The 15138-nt window shown below is 60.5% G+C and carries 18 protein-coding genes; 8 read left to right on the top strand and 10 right to left on the bottom strand.

What is annotated here, in order from left to right; translation table 11 throughout:
• Positions 1 to 233: 233 nt before the first annotated feature.
• The gene (locus tag ACS5Q1_RS18450) at positions 234 to 1040 is read right to left on the bottom strand and encodes a response regulator (RefSeq protein ID WP_203440513.1); all 807 of its coding nucleotides are present in this window, start codon (positions 1038 to 1040) and stop codon (positions 234 to 236) included.
• A 184-nt stretch (positions 1041 to 1224) separates the two neighbouring features.
• Between ACS5Q1_RS18450 and ACS5Q1_RS18445 the strand changes: the two genes are divergently transcribed.
• Together ACS5Q1_RS18445 and ACS5Q1_RS18440 are read left to right on the top strand one after the other, a co-directional pair.
• Positions 1225 to 1449 (top strand): NepR family anti-sigma factor, encoded by a 225-nt coding sequence (locus ACS5Q1_RS18445; RefSeq protein WP_473099557.1) that lies wholly within the window; start codon positions 1225 to 1227, stop codon positions 1447 to 1449.
• Complete coding sequence (locus ACS5Q1_RS18440) at positions 1446 to 1991, top strand: sigma-70 family RNA polymerase sigma factor (protein ID WP_203440515.1); 546 nt, start codon at positions 1446 to 1448, stop codon at positions 1989 to 1991. Before ACS5Q1_RS18445 ends, ACS5Q1_RS18440 begins: the two co-directional genes overlap by 4 nt.
• 84 nt (positions 1992 to 2075) lie before the next feature.
• Here ACS5Q1_RS18440 and ACS5Q1_RS18435 read toward each other — a convergent pair whose 3' ends face one another.
• Positions 2076 to 2249: a DUF1328 domain-containing protein gene (locus ACS5Q1_RS18435; RefSeq protein ID WP_009494036.1), complete on the bottom strand. Its 174-nt coding sequence runs from the start codon at positions 2247 to 2249 to the stop codon at positions 2076 to 2078.
• A 197-nt stretch (positions 2250 to 2446) separates the two neighbouring features.
• Between ACS5Q1_RS18435 and ACS5Q1_RS18430 the strand changes: the two genes are divergently transcribed.
• Positions 2447 to 2650 (top strand): hypothetical protein, encoded by a 204-nt coding sequence (locus tag ACS5Q1_RS18430; protein ID WP_473099556.1) that lies wholly within the window; start codon positions 2447 to 2449, stop codon positions 2648 to 2650.
• Between the two features lie 54 nt (positions 2651 to 2704).
• Here the strand turns inward: ACS5Q1_RS18430 and ACS5Q1_RS18425 are convergent, their stop codons facing one another.
• The gene (locus ACS5Q1_RS18425) at positions 2705 to 3565 is read right to left on the bottom strand and encodes an SDR family oxidoreductase (RefSeq protein ID WP_473099555.1); all 861 of its coding nucleotides are present in this window, start codon (positions 3563 to 3565) and stop codon (positions 2705 to 2707) included.
• A gap of 128 nt (positions 3566 to 3693) precedes the next feature.
• On the bottom strand, positions 3694 to 5025 hold the full coding sequence (locus ACS5Q1_RS18420) for a solute carrier family 23 protein (RefSeq protein ID WP_473099554.1): 1332 nt from the start codon (positions 5023 to 5025) through the stop codon (positions 3694 to 3696).
• 161 nt (positions 5026 to 5186) lie between these two features.
• Here ACS5Q1_RS18420 and ACS5Q1_RS18415 point away from each other — a divergent pair, with 161 nt between their 5' ends.
• A complete protein-coding gene (locus tag ACS5Q1_RS18415) occupies positions 5187 to 6206 on the top strand; it encodes an alpha/beta hydrolase (RefSeq protein WP_473099553.1) in 1020 nt (339 codons plus the stop codon).
• A gap of 9 nt (positions 6207 to 6215) precedes the next feature.
• Here ACS5Q1_RS18415 and ACS5Q1_RS18410 read toward each other — a convergent pair whose 3' ends face one another.
• Positions 6216 to 7163: an NAD(P)/FAD-dependent oxidoreductase gene (locus ACS5Q1_RS18410; protein WP_473099552.1), complete on the bottom strand. Its 948-nt coding sequence runs from the start codon at positions 7161 to 7163 to the stop codon at positions 6216 to 6218.
• 286 nt (positions 7164 to 7449) lie between these two features.
• On the opposite strand from ACS5Q1_RS18410, the gene ACS5Q1_RS18405 reads away from it, so the two are divergent.
• Together ACS5Q1_RS18405 and ACS5Q1_RS18400 are read left to right on the top strand one after the other, a co-directional pair.
• Entirely contained in the window at positions 7450 to 7965 is a 516-nt protein-coding gene (locus ACS5Q1_RS18405; protein WP_473099551.1) for a hypothetical protein, read from the top strand.
• Between the two features lie 12 nt (positions 7966 to 7977).
• A complete protein-coding gene (locus ACS5Q1_RS18400; protein ID WP_473099550.1) occupies positions 7978 to 8355 on the top strand; it encodes an HNH endonuclease signature motif containing protein in 378 nt (125 codons plus the stop codon).
• A 77-nt stretch (positions 8356 to 8432) separates the two neighbouring features.
• On the opposite strand, the gene vapC is transcribed toward ACS5Q1_RS18400, so the two are convergent.
• The 3 genes from vapC to ACS5Q1_RS18385 form a co-directional block, all read right to left on the bottom strand.
• A complete protein-coding gene (gene vapC, locus ACS5Q1_RS18395; protein WP_473099549.1) occupies positions 8433 to 8846 on the bottom strand; it encodes a type II toxin-antitoxin system tRNA(fMet)-specific endonuclease VapC in 414 nt (137 codons plus the stop codon).
• Positions 8846 to 9064 (bottom strand): antitoxin, encoded by a 219-nt coding sequence (locus tag ACS5Q1_RS18390; protein WP_473099548.1) that lies wholly within the window; start codon positions 9062 to 9064, stop codon positions 8846 to 8848. Before ACS5Q1_RS18390 ends, vapC begins: the two co-directional genes overlap by 1 nt.
• A gap of 76 nt (positions 9065 to 9140) precedes the next feature.
• Positions 9141 to 10283, bottom strand: coding sequence for a hypothetical protein (locus ACS5Q1_RS18385; protein WP_473099547.1), 1143 nt, complete (start codon positions 10281 to 10283; stop codon positions 9141 to 9143).
• 658 nt (positions 10284 to 10941) lie between these two features.
• Between ACS5Q1_RS18385 and ACS5Q1_RS18380 the strand changes: the two genes are divergently transcribed.
• Positions 10942 to 11064, top strand: coding sequence for a hypothetical protein (locus tag ACS5Q1_RS18380; protein WP_473099546.1), 123 nt, complete (start codon positions 10942 to 10944; stop codon positions 11062 to 11064).
• On the opposite strand, the gene ACS5Q1_RS18375 is transcribed toward ACS5Q1_RS18380, so the two are convergent.
• A complete protein-coding gene (locus tag ACS5Q1_RS18375; RefSeq protein WP_473099545.1) occupies positions 11051 to 11278 on the bottom strand; it encodes a hypothetical protein in 228 nt (75 codons plus the stop codon). The genes ACS5Q1_RS18380 and ACS5Q1_RS18375 overlap by 14 nt on opposite strands.
• 907 nt (positions 11279 to 12185) lie before the next feature.
• Here ACS5Q1_RS18375 and ACS5Q1_RS18370 point away from each other — a divergent pair.
• Complete coding sequence (locus ACS5Q1_RS18370) at positions 12186 to 12794, top strand: peptidoglycan-binding domain-containing protein (protein ID WP_473099544.1); 609 nt, start codon at positions 12186 to 12188, stop codon at positions 12792 to 12794.
• 232 nt (positions 12795 to 13026) lie between these two features.
• Here ACS5Q1_RS18370 and ACS5Q1_RS18365 read toward each other — a convergent pair whose 3' ends face one another.
• A complete protein-coding gene (locus tag ACS5Q1_RS18365; RefSeq protein ID WP_473099543.1) occupies positions 13027 to 15021 on the bottom strand; it encodes an acyltransferase family protein in 1995 nt (664 codons plus the stop codon).
• Positions 15022 to 15138: the final 117 nt, after the last annotated feature.

The following is a 15138-nucleotide window of genomic DNA, read 5'->3' as shown; positions in this document are numbered from 1 at the left end:
GCTTCCGTAGGAGTGGCGAATAAAAAGGGGCATAAAAAAGCTGGGAACCTTTGTTTTCGATAGGGCGTTCTTAAAGCACCGGCCTCCTGGTCCTCCCCGCATTCCCCTTGTGCATTGGCCGGCACCTTAGACGGGCTCATGAGCCCGTCTTTTTTTGCCCTGAATACATCATCATAAAAGAAAAGCCCGGCCAGAGGCCGGGCGATTACTTGGTAACCCCTGTCGCTTTGGGATCAGGCCGTGGCGGCCCGCGCCTCGCGACGCCGGGCGCTCTGCTGGAAGAACAGGGCCTGACTGATAACGGCCGAAACATTCGCCGGCTGGAAGGGCTTGGCGATCAGGAAGGCCGGCTCGGGCCGCTCACCGGTGAGGAAGCGCTCGGGATAGGCTGTGATGAAGATCACCGGTACCTCGAAGGCCTTGAGGAGATCGTTGACGGCGTCGAGACCGGAGCTGCCATCCGCAAGCTGGATATCGGCAAGAATCAGACCCGGCTGCTTCGCCGTGGCGAGCTTCACGGCCTCTGTCCTGGTGCGGGCGACGCCCGTCACGTTGTGGCCAAGGCCTTCGACCAGAGCCTCGAGATCCATGGCGATCAGAGGCTCATCCTCGATGATGAGAATATCGGTGGCCATGTCGGCCGCCAGTTCCCGGCCCGCTTCGTCGACGAGTTCACGAACGGTCTTCGTATCGACGTCGAGGATCTGGCCGACCTCTTCCTCTCCGAAACCTTCAAGGCAGGACAAGAGGAAGGCTTGGCGGGGCAGCGGGGTGATCTGTCCGAGACGGACTTCCGCCGGCAGATCGCGCTGGATCTGCTCGCTGCGGCCGTTCACTGACAGGGAATTCCAGATTCGGGTGAAGACCTGGAAGAGCTCGACCTTCACGTTTCCGGAAGGGCCGATGGTCTCAGGCTCGCTGACGAGGGTTTCCAAGGTGGCAGCCACATAGGCGTCTCCAGCCATCTGGCTGCCTGTGAGAGCGCGTGCGTAGCGGCGAAGATACGGTAAATGCTGGACGACAAGCTGCGCTGTCGACATTCGCTTCCCCTTAACTGTGCTTTTGACTCGTTGTACCGACGGACCATTCAACGTGGCAAAGCTGCAAAAGTTCCATGGATGGAACCGGGTGCCGCAACCAGCGTTATTGCTCGAAAACCAATATATGGATATTGCCAAGGTTGGCTATCCCTCTGAAAGATAATGGGATGGCAAGGGGACGACGATGACGGTTGATAAGGGGAACAAGCTTGCTCGGACCATTCTGGACACGTCCGTGAGCGATAAGCTTGCAACCGATCCTAAGCTCGACAGCGGCAGCCAAAAGCGCATCGGCGACCAACTGCGCGCCATGTATGACGAGCTCATGCAGCAGCCTGTCCCTGACCGTTTCAAGGAACTGCTTGACCAGCTGGACAAGAAGAACGGAGGAAAGGGGGGGTCTCAATGACCCCAGAACCCGAACCGGAGTTACGAGATGCTCTTCTCGCGGCGGTCCCCAGCCTTCGCGCCTTCGCTATCTCGCTCTCGGGTCAAGTCGACAGGGCAGACGATCTCGTTCAGGACACCCTCTTAAGAGCTTTGGCCAATCTGCATCGGTTCGAGCCGGGAACGAACCTGAATGCCTGGCTCTTCACCATCCTGCGCAATCTCTTCCACTCCGAGTATCGCAAGCGCCGCCGTGAGGTCGAGGATCCGGACGGGTCCTATGCCGGACGCCTGAAGGTGCAGCCCGAACAGGGCTCACACCTGGATTTCGAGGATTTCCGGAGCGCTCTCTCCAAGCTTCCGCCCGACCAAAGAGAAGCACTGCTTCTGGTCGGCGCCTCGGGCTTTTCCTACGAGGAAGCCGCGCATATCTGCGGCTGCGCGGTCGGCACCATCAAGAGCCGCGTGAACCGGGCGCGGTTTCGTCTCGCCTCGCTGTTGAATGTCGACGACATCGAGGACCTCGGCCCCGACAGCATGACACGAGCTGCCCTGCAGGGCTGACCTCGCACACCCTGTCATGTCAGCAGCACAAACGAAAACGCCGCCCTTTCGGAGCGGCGTTTGCGAATAAGGATGCGTCTGCCGTCACATGGGGCTTCGTCCACGCAGCAGGCCGATGACGGCCGAGATGGCGAAGAGAACGATCGCGACGAAGAAGATCAGCTTGGCGATCTCGACAGCGGTACCGGCGATACCACCGAAGCCGAACAGAGCGGCGACCAGAGCGATAATGAGAAAAGTGACTGCCCAACCGAGCATGGTGTTACCTCGCTAAAGTACAATCGACTTCAAGCCGACGATGCTCAAACAACGCCAAGCGCGACTGTAGGGTTCCATTGCGCGAAGCATGATCGTCGGCATTCATCAATCATTCAAAAGTAGTTTGGCAGGCTTTTATTCGCATGGAACTTGCCTTCAACCCATACGTTTTCCAGATCACTTGGGAGAGATGGTCAATGACTCGTTCAGTTGCCCTTCGTGCATTTTGTATCTTTGCCGCTGTTACTGCCCTTTCAGCCATCACTGGTGCGGTTTCTCAGGTCGAAATTGCAGAAGTACTCTTCCTGATCGGCGGTTCGCTTTCAGCCATCATGCTTTTCTTCGCCTTGACGACACCTGCGCATGGACTCGTTCCGGTGCGTGTCCGTCGCAGACATTGATGCAGTAACGGCAATCGTAAAGCGGGCGGCCCTTCAGGCCGCCCTTTTTGTTATTCAAGCCTCTGTCGGATCGCCACCATTCGGATGCAGAACCGAACCGGTGATGTAAGAGGAATCCTCGCAAGCCAGGAACAGGAAGGACGGCGCCACCTCGTTCGGTTGTCCGGGACGCTCCATGGGCGTGTTGGCCCCGAACTGCTTCACCTTCTCGGCCGGAAAGGTCGATGGAATGAGCGGCGTCCAGATCGGACCGGGTGCGACGCCATTGACGCGGATTCCCTCGCTTGCAAGCTTCTGCGCCAGCGAGCGCGTGAAGGCCACGATGGCGCCTTTGGTGGCGCTGTAGTCGAGAAGATCTCCACTACCGCGATAAGCCGTCACCGAGGCGGTGTTGACGATTGCAGCTCCCTTCCTGAGGTGCGGCTTGGCGGCCTGCACCATGTAGAAATAGCCGAAGATGTTGGTGCGGAAGGTGCGGTCGATCTGATCCGGCGTAATCTCGCCGATGTCCTTCTTCGGATGCTGCTCGGCCGCATTGTTGACGAGCACGTCGAGCTTGCCGAAACGCTTGATGATCTGATCGACGGCAGAGCGGCAGAAATCCGGATCGCCGACATCGCCGGCGATGGTCAGGCATGTGCGCCCTTCCCGCTCGATGAGCCGCTTCGTCTCCTGCGCATCCTCGCTTTCGTTCAGATACAGGATGGCGAGATCGGCGCCTTCGCGGGCGAAGAGAACGGCGGTCGCACGCCCGATGCCGCTGTCGCCGCCGGTGATGAGGGCAACCTTCCCTTTCAATCGCCCGCTGCCGGGATAGCGGGGCTCGTAGTCGGGACGCGGATTCATCTCGGTCTCATGACCGGGCTGCTGATCCTGGACCTGAGGCGGCAAGGTCTGTTTCTGTTCGGAACTCATGGCATCTCCCATGCAGGAAAAGGATGCGGAGCTTCGAGCGGCCGGGATCGAGAAAGGCCACGCAAGACGAAGCCCGCGTTGAGGCTCAACGCGGGCTCCAAAGGCGTGTTCCTGGAAAAGGACTGTACCTATTCCGCTGCGTGCGGACGCTCGGCCGGCGCAGGTGCCATCCGCAGGATGTGATAGAGGATGATCGCGCCGAAGGTGGCCGTGCCGATGCCATCAAGCGTGAAGCCCGCAACGTTCAGCTTGAAGTTGCCGGCCCCGAGGACGAGGGCCACCGCCACGGTGATGAGATTGCGCGGGTTCGAGAAATCGACCCGGTTCTCCACCCAGATCCGGCCCGCGGTCGCGGCGATCAGGCCGAACACCACAATGGACAACCCGCCGAGCACCGGCCCCGGAATGGTGCCGATGAAGGCTCCGAACTTGGGCGACAGGCCGAGAAGCAGCGCGAAGCCGGCCGCGATGACGAAGACCAGCGTCGAGTAGATGCGGGTCACGGCCATCACGCCCATGTTCTCGGCGTAAGTGGTCATGCCCGTGCCGCCGGCAGAGCCGGACAGCATGGTGGCAAGACCGTCGCCCATGAAGGCGCGGCCGAGATAGGGATCGAGGTTGCGGCCGGTCATAGCGCCGATGGCCTTGATGTGCCCGAGGTTCTCGGCCACCAGGATGATCGCCACGGGAGCGATCAGGCTGATCGCCCGCGCATCGAAGACCGGGCTCTGGAAGGTCGGAAGACCGAACCAGGCGGCCTGACCGATCTTGGTGAAGTCGATCGGCTGCCCGAGCCCTAAGATGTTGGCGCAGATGTAGTAGATCAGGTAGCCGGCGGCACCGCCGATCAGCACTGGCAGGCGGCGCGCCGTGCCCGGCGCATAGACGGCGACGAGGCCCACCGCCACGACGGTGGCGAGCGCGATCCAGCGCGCGAAATCGTTGCCGGCCGCATTATCGGGCGTGACCCCGGAGGCGCTGTTGATGGCAATCGGCGCCAGCACGAGGCCGATGGCGGCCACGATGGCGCCCGTCACCACCGGCGGCATCAGCCGCTCGATCCAGCGGTGTCCCGCCATCTGCACCACGACGCCGATCAGGAAATAAAGCGCACCCGCCGCGATGATGCCGCCGAGTGCCAGGGCAATGTTCGGATTGGGGCTGCCCACGCTCGCGCCCGTGGCGACGAGGACGGGCCCGATGAAGGCGAAGCTCGAGCCGAGATAGCTCGGCACCCGGCCGCCGACCACGAAGAAGAAGATGATGGTGGCAAGACCCGAGAACAGGATCGAGACGTTGGGATCGAAACCCATCAGGATCGGCGCCAACACGGTTGCACCGAACATGGCCACCACATGCTGCAGGCCCACGATCACCATCTGGCCGGTCGGCAGCCGTTCGTCCGGCATGATGACGCCTTCGGTCTTTAGGCTCCATCGTGGCAAGAAACTGTCGCTCATAAGATCCCCCAAGCTATGACGCATCGGGCTGCACCGTAGACCCGCAGCGCTTGGAATGGCTAGGTGCGATAAGGACTTATTAACCGCCGTAAGGGCCCGGATTCTGGACAAGTGCCCGTTCGGCGCTCACATCATGGGCGATTGGATGAACGAGGGTGACGATGCGCAAGGACCATGATGTGCCGGTCGGCACGGTACATAGCCTCTGGCTCGACAGCCAAAGCCTCAAGGGCAACCTTCTCGGGGACCCGTCCCGCCGCCGGATCGATGTCTATGTACCGGCGGGCCATGACGGCCGGCACCTGCCTCTCCTCGTGGACCTCGTCGGCTATACGGCGGGCGGGCCGGCCCATACCAACTGGAAGAACTACAGCGAAAACCTACCGGAGCGCCTCGACCGCCTGATCGGCACGGGCGCCATGCCGCCGGTCGTCGTGGCCTTCCCCGATTGCTTCACGCGCCTTGGCGGCAACCAATATGTGGACAGCGCGGCCATGGGGCTTTGGGAGACCTTCCTGATCCGCGAGATGCTGCCCTTCGTCGAGGAGCGCTTCGGTTGCGGCGGAGACGGGCGCCGGGGCGTGTTCGGCAAGAGCTCGGGCGGCTTCGGCGCCATGGTCCATGCCCTGCGCCACGGCGGCTCGGTCTGGTCGGCGGCGGCCTCCCATTCCGGCGATGTGGGTTTCGAGTATCTCTATCACCTCGGCGAATTCGCCGGCGCGCTGCGCCACCTCGTCGACCACAACATGTCCATCGAGGCTTTCTTACGCAAATTCGAGGCCGGTCCGAAGGCCAAGGATAAGGACTGGCATACGTTGATGCTGCTCGCCCAGGCCGCGAGCTTCGATCCCGATCCGAGCCAGTTCTACGGCATCCGCCTGCCGGTCGATCTTCAGACCTGCGAGATCATCGAGGAGCGCTGGGACAACTGGCTGCGCTGGGATCCTTTGCGCATGGTCGATCAGGCCGAGTATCAGGCAAACCTGCGCAAACTGAAGACCTTCTTCATCGATTGCGGAGACATCGACCAATACAACATGGTCTATGGTTCGCGGATCATGCACCGGAAGCTCGAAGCCGCCGGCATTCCGCACACCTACGAGGAATTCCACGACGACCATTCCTCGGTCGATTACCGCATGGACATCAGCCTGCCGCTTCTGGCGAAGGCGCTCACTTAAGAGATCGGATCACGCGCCGCCGGGTTCATCCTCGGTCGGCAATTCGCAGTGATTGTGGATGTGGGTCGCGGCGAGCGCCGCGTGCCCCATCCCGACCACGATCTGGTCGAGACCGCGAACGATGTCGCCCGCGGCATAAAGGCCTTTGACGCTCGTCTGGCAATGGCGGTCGACGATGAGGGCACCCGACTTGTCATGTTCTGCGCCGAGCGAGATCGCGAGATCCGATCGGTACTTGAGCCCGAGCGCCGAATAGAGCACGTCGAAGCGGTGCTCCTTGCCGCCCATATGCACGGCGGAGATCCGGTCGTCTTCCATGTCGAGGGACTCGACCGGCGTTTCGACGACCTTGATGTCGTGTTCCTCGAGCCTTCCCCGCTGCTCCGAATTCAGCTCCAGAGGTTGCCCCAGGGTAAGCAGGGTCACATCACGGGAATAGGTGCGGGCGATGAAGACCGCCTCCCCTATCCCATGTGAACCATAGGCGATGACGGCGATCTTCCGATCCCGCGATTCATAACCGTCGCAGATCGGGCAATACCGAACGAGGCCACGCTGCACCGCATTGGGCAAGTCGGGTAGATCGGGCTCGATATCGACGGAGCCGGTGGCCAGCACCACGCGCTTGGCCGCGATCTGGCACGTGCTGCCATCATTGCCCTCCACCACCCCGATGAAACGATCCGGCTGCTTGCGCAGGCCGGTGACCTGCCCCGTCCGGATCGGAGCGCCGTATTGCTCGAGGCAGGCCCGGGCGCGGGCCAGGATATCCTCACCGGAGATGCCCTCGGCGAAGACGGGGATGTTGTGACTGGTCGGAATCCAGGCCGCCCGCGGCGTTCCGCCGTCCACCACCGCGAACCGGCGCTTGAAACGGGCCAGGTACAGACCCGTCGTCAGCCCTGCCGGCCCTCCACCAACGATCAGGCAATCCAGAATGTCCCCGTTCGACCCCATTCCCGCACAATCTCCCCGCTGGCCTCACAGGAGGCACAACACATGAGGGCGGGAAAAGGTCATGCACCTTTGCCGCGTTCTGTCTGATCAGGCAAGCTGATGGTGTCAGCGGGCCAGCTGCAGGCGGTACCCTCGCATTGGGTTCGTTCTGCCAAAATCCTGATCGCCAGACGCTTCTGCAAGCCCCTTGATACCTTCCAGGGGGACCAGCGAGTTTTGATGAGATCGCACTTGACGTAACGTAAGTAACGATATATTGTTTTTATCGATATGGAGGAGGCCGCCCATGCTTGGTGATCATGATCCTGCCAATGCCTGCTCGGCCAACCTCTCTTACGCCATCGCCTCGGCTCGCGCGGTTGTTATGGCCTTGATCGCGCGGGACCGCGATGCGGCAGAGGAAGCGGCCCTTCGCACCTGCCGCGATTGTGATCTTCTGATCCGCCTCATTCGCGATCTTGCAGCGGTGCTGACGACGAATGACCTCAACCAGCTGACGTGCACTCAGGCAGAACTTGTATGGTTGGCCCGGCGCGCAGAGTACGTGCTGACCTTCGTGGGTGTGCCAACACAGAAAGACCCGTCACCGCGTGTCCCTTTTGCACAACGCGACACCGACAGGACACCCGTCTTCCGGCAACAAGCCCCTGCTGCCTCCGCTCTCACCGTCGCCGCGACCGGTCTGCGGGCTCGGCTCATTCCGATCGATGGCGGTGAAGCAGCCGCCTCGTCCCACGGCGATCGAGACCATGATCAGCATGGGCTTGAAGTGGACGCGAATCCCAAGCCCCTCAAACGATGACGGCTATGCGACATGTCCCTTGTTGTACCAAACGATGTGGGAACGACACGGCGGCGCAAGCTCACGCCGCGCCAGCGACTGGCGATATGGGAACGCGCCCGCGGCATCTGCGTCCTGTGTGAGCAACCGATCGATGGGGTTCGGGAGCGGTGGATCATCGAACACATTCGCGCGCTGGAGCTCGGAGGGCTGGATGAACCGGACAACATGGGACCGGCGCATGAAACCTGTGGGCTGCGCAAGACACAGGATGACCATCGCCGCGCCGCCAAAGCCAAGAAGCAGAAAATCCAGCATCTCGGTGCTGCGCAATCCAAACGTCCAATGCCCTGTGGCCGGCAAAGCCGCTGGAAGAAAAGACTTGATGGCACCATCGTGCGGCGCCAGTAGCGCGTCGTCTTCATCTTAAGGCCAGCTGGAGGCCGAGCCAACGTGTGCAGCCGGCTCGTGCCGGCAATGACCGAGGCCTATCCCTTGGCCCAGTTTTCGAGTGTGAGGCCGCCAACCCGCTGAAACTCTTTCTCGTTGTTTGTCACGAGAGTTAAGTTCAGGCTCATGGCATGGGCTGCGATCCAAAGATCATTGTTGCTAATCAAGGCACCGCGCGCCGACAGATCAGACCGAATCAGTCCATAGGTGTCCGCCACATCCGTCGCCATGGGGACCACGGGAATGAGCTCTGTGAGCTCGTCCAAGATCATCATCGCTTTGTCGGAGTCCTGGCTTTTGCGGGCCCCGTAGACCAGCTCACCATAGGTGATGACGGAGATCACCGTCGAGCCGGGGTTCAAGGCCTTGAACCGATCCAGCACGGATGGTGGGCGTTCCCGGCGAATGTAGATGCAGATATTGGTATCGAGGAGATAACGGGGTTCGGGCATTACAGGCCCTTACGCTCCTGAGGGAGAGCATCGTCGCGCTCGACTTCCGGGAGATCACACAGCAATTCGAAGGCGCGTGCCAGGCTTCTGGGCTTCTCGCGCAGGACGATCTCGTCGCCGCGGCGAAAAATCTCGACCTCGTCGCTCGTGAGGCGAAATTGTCTGGGCAGCCGAACGGCTTGGCTGTTGCCGGACCGGAAAACCTTAGCGAATGCCATGCGCACCCTCCGTATATACACGATAGTATATACGCACAGAGATCATCAGGACAAGACTTGGTCTGCGCCGGTCACGTCACTCTGAGCTGTAATTGCCCTTGAGAGCTTGCAGGGCGGTGTCGAGGGCTTTGATCGCTGTCCGTCGGCGGGACAGTGCTCGGCGCTCGTAGCGGTCGATCCTGGCCAGCAGGCTGCTGAGAGTCCTGTATGTTTGGATTCCTCGCTCATCGGGCAAATTCCGTCCCGGGGGGCTCGTCCACTCCGCCGCCTGCTGATTCCAGGCTTTTACGCGCGCTTGCCGAATGCGCACAAGATCGAGTTCGGCCTCGGCGATCTGCTGAGCATAGATCCAGATCGGAGAGTTGGGGTCCTGATCCCCCACAAAGCTGCGGGCGAGGCTCGCGATGTGCCAGGCGATGGAGTTGTCGAGGGCCACCGGGGCGGCCAGCCCGTGTTTCAGGGCATTGCGGGCAGAGCGGGCCTTGCCCTCCTTTGACCTTGGCCCACTGCTCTTTTGCGCGTTGGCGCGATTGGAGGCCCTTTGCTGTGAGGAGGTCATTGGGGCGGCTCCGGATCTGGAGCAGCGGGCCCCCGCCAACGTTCCATCCTGAAGGGCTCTGGCGGTCCTCTGGAGCCGTGCGGCGAAGTCATCCTTGAGGCGATTGACGTCGCGCAGGAGCAGCACCATCCGGCCCTCGGCCGAGGCAATCAGGCTCTCGAGCCTCATCACATCGGGAAGCGACAGCACCATGGATTGGGTGGTGACATCATCAGGTTTGAAACCAAAATTGATGAGAGTTTGATGCGCCGCTGACCGCTCGGCCTCATTGCCGAACTGCAGATTATGGGCGACGCGCCGCACCTGACCTTCTTGTTCATAGGCTTGGAGCGTGTCGGGGCGGCCGACCAAAAGAGGTGTCAGGAGCGCTTCAACCGCCTCGATCCGGGCGAGGTTGATGATGTTGGTCTTCAGGCGGCGGTACCGGTGGATCTCCCAGGTCAGGTCGGTGAGGTGCTTCACGTGCAGCCACTGCAAGGTCGTGATTGGCATGATCTCTTCGAGGATTGCTGAAAAGAGGGCATCATAGTCCGCCGCCGACTCACCCCAAACCAGGGCGCGCTGCTGGAGGATCGACACAACGCCGGCCGGTGGCCGGTTGCCATCAAAGGCGTGGTTCTGCTCGGCGGGTTGCTTGGGTGTCGGATTGTTCTTACTCATAGCCCTGATTATGCAGCTGTGCGGTAAACGCGGCCTATATGCCGGGGGTGCAACCAGGTGGCCTAGGGCATCCGTGCTGATCCTGCACAAGATCGACCAACGAGCCTCGCGCTTCGGGACCAGGAGCCCCTAAGCTGGCTATCTCGCTTCGATGGGGAGGAGATCTTCTGGCCTCTCAAAGTCCTTTGGCCACCGAACGGGGCGACAACCGGTGCCGGAGGCGGGATGCTTGGGATGGCACAAGCGAACACCAATCCCCGTTCTTCACGCTCATGATCGTCGGAATGCCAGCGTCTTCCAGAGTCTGGAACTGGAGGTCAACCATGTCCTGCAGCCCTGATCGTGCACAGTTTGGAGCCCCTGTTGGTATCGGGCCATTCCCCTCCAAGCCCGGTGGACGAGGCGAGAATCCTCATCCCTGCAGCAGGAGGACTTTTTCGACCTGCCGTGATCAATCTCACCTACCGAGGAAGTCTGCCCACCAGAGAGAAGCTGTGAAGAAGCGTCTGGGTGAATCGTGGCCTCGACAGGCCTGCTGTTCCCATCGACCCCAAGCACGTCAGAAATCGCAATCCTCATCGCCTCATGTGAAGTGTTGCAGGTTGAATGCGAGCGGCTGTTCCAGAGGATCGTTGATCTTCTCGGCGGAAAGTCACGGATGACGCGACCATCGCTACTCGCGATCGCAGACCAACTCCTGAAGGACAATGCCATGGCTTCCGTCGAGGTTGAGGATGTGGGGACAACGCCCCGTGAGAAGCTGACCCCTACCGGCGGCTGAAGGCGTGGGAGAGAACACGTGGGCGGCGTGTGATGCGCACCAACAGATCGATGGCGTGCGCAACCGCTGGATTGCCGAGCATATTCGGGCCCTGGAACTCGGAGGCGCTGACAATCTTGATAACAGGGAACTGGCCCATGAGGCCCGCGCTTTGATAAAGAGCCGCGATGATCATCGCGGGGCGACCCGGGTCAAGCGGCAGAAGATCCGGCATATTGGCGCCCAACGGTCAACGAGGCCGCTGCCATGTGGCAAGCGTCGTCCATGGAAGCGGAAGATCTCCGGCCAGATCATTGCTAAACAACCTAAATATGATGAGCAATCAGTCATATCAGCGACCAGCTGAGACATGCCCTGTTCGCTTGTTTGGAAACTGGCCAGCCCCATGAGGTGGTCACGGATGAATGTTAATGGATGATTGACATTCTTCTGCTGATCCTCATCGCCCAATGCACTGGCTCGCTCATCTTCCATGGCTTTTCAGGGCAGCTTGTGCGGACGGCTGGAGCAGTCCTGGCAGTCCTCGGTCTGCGTTTGCGCCACTTACGGATAGTTTCAATGCTCCCGCCGGACGGTTTCGCCAATGCGCCTGCGGGCGCGGCCGAGCGGGCAATCTTGATCCGGATAGCAGGGGTGGTGCGGCACAGGGATGAATGGAGAGCACCACGTCATCCTGCGGCGAGAAGACGGCCGCCGCATGCCAGCGAAGCGCCAGGCGTAGTCCTCAATCGCCCAACGCACCCGATCCCAACAACATTCCGCAACAAAACACCTAAGCATTGCCGTTGGGCGGCAAGTCTTGTAGCTCGAGGTCGTCCAATGGTTCCAACAGGGACCGAAGGCACTCGATCGTCTCGGCGGACTCGATGAAGAGTACCTGAACTTCGCCGAGAGATACATCTCCCTCGTATTCTGAGGCGGACTTGAGTCGGTCCACGATATCAAGTCCGGACATGCACCTCCCCTATTAGGTTCACTTGGTATTGGCGCGAGGCGATAAGGAGTTCCGCCGGCAGAAGCCAGCGGACAGAAATCGATGAAACCCTCTCGTCACCCCTTCCTGCCACACCCTCGGCAGCCCATATCAGCGGCATACAAGAAGCAGGATAGGACCGGGGTGCGTGGTGATAAACCGTCTGACAGTGACCGTGGTGGCCGTAGCGGGGTGGGCTCTGTATGGTTTCTCAGTCCTGGGTCCCCAATCGTACCAGGCGGATGCTCAAGCTGAAATTGCACGCTTGTCCCAGGTAGCTGAGACGGCCAGTGCAGATCGTGATGCACTTGCTGTGGAACTGGAGCGTCTCAAAGAGGGGGATCGAGATCTGCAGCACGTGCAAAAGCAGATCGCCGCCGCTACCCAAGAGCTAAAGCACCTGGAGTATCTTCGGGCTCGAGTAAGTGGCGAAATTGACCTGATACGTCCCCAACCCACCGACGGTCCGGCTCAAGCAGCAGCTCCAAAAGAGACAGGATCGTCGCAGGTGAGCCCCGCCCGACCTGCGGAAGCCAGCATCCCCCTTTCAAAGGAGGAAGTCAGCAAGGCACAGCAGGCGCTCACGGTGCTGGGATATGGGCCCGTGAAAGCAGATGGCGTATCGGGCCCAGGCACCCGGCGATCAATTGAGGCTTTCCAGCAAGCCCAAGGGCTGCCAGTAACCGGGCGCCTCGACGCTGACACTATTCGTGTGCTTCGCGCTTCTCACACGGCAGCACAGCCCTCACTACGCTAGATTGACTGGCAATCACGTGCACCTTGGGGTCGATGGATGCGGCGATCGGTGGCTTGGCGCAAGCGTCAAAAGATTCACTACATCGGAGCTTATGCCCCTAAGTGGCGGCTGCCATGTGGAAAAAGCAGCGCGTGGAAGCGAAAGGTATCCGGTCAGATCGTTCCCAGGAGCATGAACTGGCGAGAACAATCCGTCACCATTCAGATAGGATTTTGGAAGCCTGGATACACGACTATCGGTCAGCAGCCTTAACTCGTATGACGGACGCGAGTTTTTCCTCCATAGCCCGACTAAGTGACCTCGCATAGGTCGCCGTCATATGATGACTGTCGCGGTAAACGAGAACTCCACCGATCAGCACGGGACAACGATCAGCATCACAGAAATATTCAGAGAAGTCTAATATCTCCACATTCAGCATCTTTGCCACAACATAGAGATTGTTCTGCTTTAGGGCCCGCTTGCGTGAAGGTATGCACTTGGCCATCCAATCCTCGTTTCCCTCAAGGCATTTACCTGGATCGAACCACGGTCGCGGAATGGATCGGACATGACGAATGTCCATCCCCATTTCAATCAAGCGTTTCCAAGTCGCGGCCAGTACTTCGGGCTTGATCTTTCTATCAGCCGGAGAATGGGAAATGAGAACGACATCCGGGCGTTCCCTCGCGAGCCACTCGATCACGTTCTTCGACCATTCCGCACACTCCGTATAGGGGCGCTTGAGACCAGCGTCGTAAACCGGCTCCAATGAGAATATGCACGCCGATTTCGCTAGTCCACGAAAGTAGATCGGCTGTGTGCGTGCGAGTTCCTCAAAGGCAGGAAACCAGTGCGTGGCGTGGGAATTGCCGACCATGACGATCTTCGTACCACGCTTGGGATCCCCGTAGTCGCAGGTCAGAACCTCAGTTCCCTCAATCATCTGATGGCATTTGGCTGCATAGGCAGATGATACATCATCTTTGACCCTCTCGGGTTTAGGTATGACCTTTGAAGGATCTTCCCTTCGCCAATTGTATTGCGGATCTTTCATTGCCGGCGCCCCCCGCGGGAGCTCCGCAATGGCACCCGGCACTGGTTCGCTCCCGTCCCGCGCGAGATAAACCGCACCGGCGATGACGGTGAGCCCAATCCCACCCGCACCGGCAGCAAGGGTGCGACCGATGGAAAAGCGTGCGCCTCGGAAAGGATCCTCGACGAAGATCTTGCTCAGATGAGCCAAGCCCACCGCGGCCAGGAAGAGGACGAGACCGGACCGAGGACCGATGGCCCGGCCTGTCACCTCGCCATAGAGCACGATGAGCGGCCAATGCCAGAGGTAGAGCGAGTAGGAGAGGTCGCCGCAATACTGAAAGGGACGCGAATTCAGCAGCCGACCGGCCGACCAGGAAGATTGGGCGCCACTGGAAACGATCACCGCCGCCGCGCCAAGGGTCGGCAGCAATGCCGTGTATCCGGGGAAGCTCGTCTCATCGCTGTAGGCAAGACACGCGAGGACGATAGCTCCCAGACCGGCGAGCCCGAGAGTCCCACGCGTGGATGGGGGCAGGACGTGCCTTACCGGAAAGACGGCCAGAGCTCCCCCAAGGGCCAGTTCCCAGGCGCGGGTGGTAGTGGCGAAATAGGCCATGCCCGGGTTGAGCGGGGTCGCCCAGATCGAGTAGGCCAGCGATCCCAGCCCGATCAAGCCCACAAACCAGCCGAAGGCCGCGCGGGGGCTCAAGGCGGTCCGGCGTGCGAGTTGCAGGAGGGGTAGGAGGATCAAGGGCCAGACGATGTAGTACTGCTCCTCGACCGAGAGCGACCAGAAGTGGTTCATTGGCCCTTTGGCGTCGTCGGCCAGATAGTCGACGGCCTGAGCGGCCAGGAACCAGTTCTGGACGTAGAACGCGCTGGCCACGAGGCTGTTGGCGATATCGGCCCACTGCCCCCGCGGGAAGAGCGGAACCGACACGGCCACCGCCAGAGAGACAAGGGCGGCAGCCGGCAGGAGGCGTCGGATCCGGCGGGCATAGAAGCCGCCGATGTTGATCCCGCCTGTGCCCTCGAACTCCTTGAACAGAGAGCCGGTGATCAGGTAGCCGGAGATGACGAAGAAGACATCCACCCCCACATAGCCACCCGGCAAGATCTTAGGCCAGAGGTGATAGATCAGCACCGCCAGCACCGCCACAGCGCGAAGCCCCTGGATTTCCGGAACAAGGTGATGGCGAGAGAGAAGCATGAAAAACTTTATAACCTGATAGCTCTTGGCTCATAGCCAAAGTCCTGATCAACATGCAAGCTTGGGCAATCGTAAGGCAGTGCTGACCAGACCGACTATGGTTCCAACCACCATCCC

The sequence above is a fragment of the Microvirga sp. GN3 genome, from assembly GCF_055792825.1.
Note: the sequence above shows the minus strand (reverse complement) of the source record. Positions and strands in the feature narration are given on the sequence as shown.

Bases quoted from the DNA above. Each gene is read 5' to 3' on its own strand.
- ACS5Q1_RS18450 (WP_203440513.1), bottom strand. From the start codon at position 1,040: ATGTCGACAGCGCAGCTTGTCGTCCAGCATTTACCGTATCTTCGCCGC.
- ACS5Q1_RS18445 (WP_473099557.1), top strand. From the start codon at position 1,225: ATGACGGTTGATAAGGGGAACAAGCTTGCTCGGACCATTCTGGACACG.
- ACS5Q1_RS18440 (WP_203440515.1), top strand. From the start codon at position 1,446: ATGACCCCAGAACCCGAACCGGAGTTACGAGATGCTCTTCTCGCGGCG.
- ACS5Q1_RS18435 (WP_009494036.1), bottom strand. From the start codon at position 2,249: ATGCTCGGTTGGGCAGTCACTTTTCTCATTATCGCTCTGGTCGCCGCT.
- ACS5Q1_RS18430 (WP_473099556.1), top strand. From the start codon at position 2,447: ATGACTCGTTCAGTTGCCCTTCGTGCATTTTGTATCTTTGCCGCTGTT.
- ACS5Q1_RS18425 (WP_473099555.1), bottom strand. From the start codon at position 3,565: ATGAGTTCCGAACAGAAACAGACCTTGCCGCCTCAGGTCCAGGATCAG.
- ACS5Q1_RS18420 (WP_473099554.1), bottom strand. From the start codon at position 5,025: ATGAGCGACAGTTTCTTGCCACGATGGAGCCTAAAGACCGAAGGCGTC.
- ACS5Q1_RS18415 (WP_473099553.1), top strand. From the start codon at position 5,187: ATGCGCAAGGACCATGATGTGCCGGTCGGCACGGTACATAGCCTCTGG.
- ACS5Q1_RS18410 (WP_473099552.1), bottom strand. From the start codon at position 7,163: ATGGGGTCGAACGGGGACATTCTGGATTGCCTGATCGTTGGTGGAGGG.
- ACS5Q1_RS18405 (WP_473099551.1), top strand. From the start codon at position 7,450: ATGCTTGGTGATCATGATCCTGCCAATGCCTGCTCGGCCAACCTCTCT.
- ACS5Q1_RS18400 (WP_473099550.1), top strand. From the start codon at position 7,978: ATGTCCCTTGTTGTACCAAACGATGTGGGAACGACACGGCGGCGCAAG.
- vapC (WP_473099549.1), bottom strand. From the start codon at position 8,846: ATGCCCGAACCCCGTTATCTCCTCGATACCAATATCTGCATCTACATT.
- ACS5Q1_RS18390 (WP_473099548.1), bottom strand. From the start codon at position 9,064: ATGGCATTCGCTAAGGTTTTCCGGTCCGGCAACAGCCAAGCCGTTCGG.
- ACS5Q1_RS18385 (WP_473099547.1), bottom strand. From the start codon at position 10,283: ATGAGTAAGAACAATCCGACACCCAAGCAACCCGCCGAGCAGAACCAC.
- ACS5Q1_RS18380 (WP_473099546.1), top strand. From the start codon at position 10,942: ATGACGCGACCATCGCTACTCGCGATCGCAGACCAACTCCTGAAGGAC.
- ACS5Q1_RS18375 (WP_473099545.1), bottom strand. From the start codon at position 11,278: ATGCCGGATCTTCTGCCGCTTGACCCGGGTCGCCCCGCGATGATCATC.
- ACS5Q1_RS18365 (WP_473099543.1), bottom strand. From the start codon at position 15,021: ATGCTTCTCTCTCGCCATCACCTTGTTCCGGAAATCCAGGGGCTTCGC.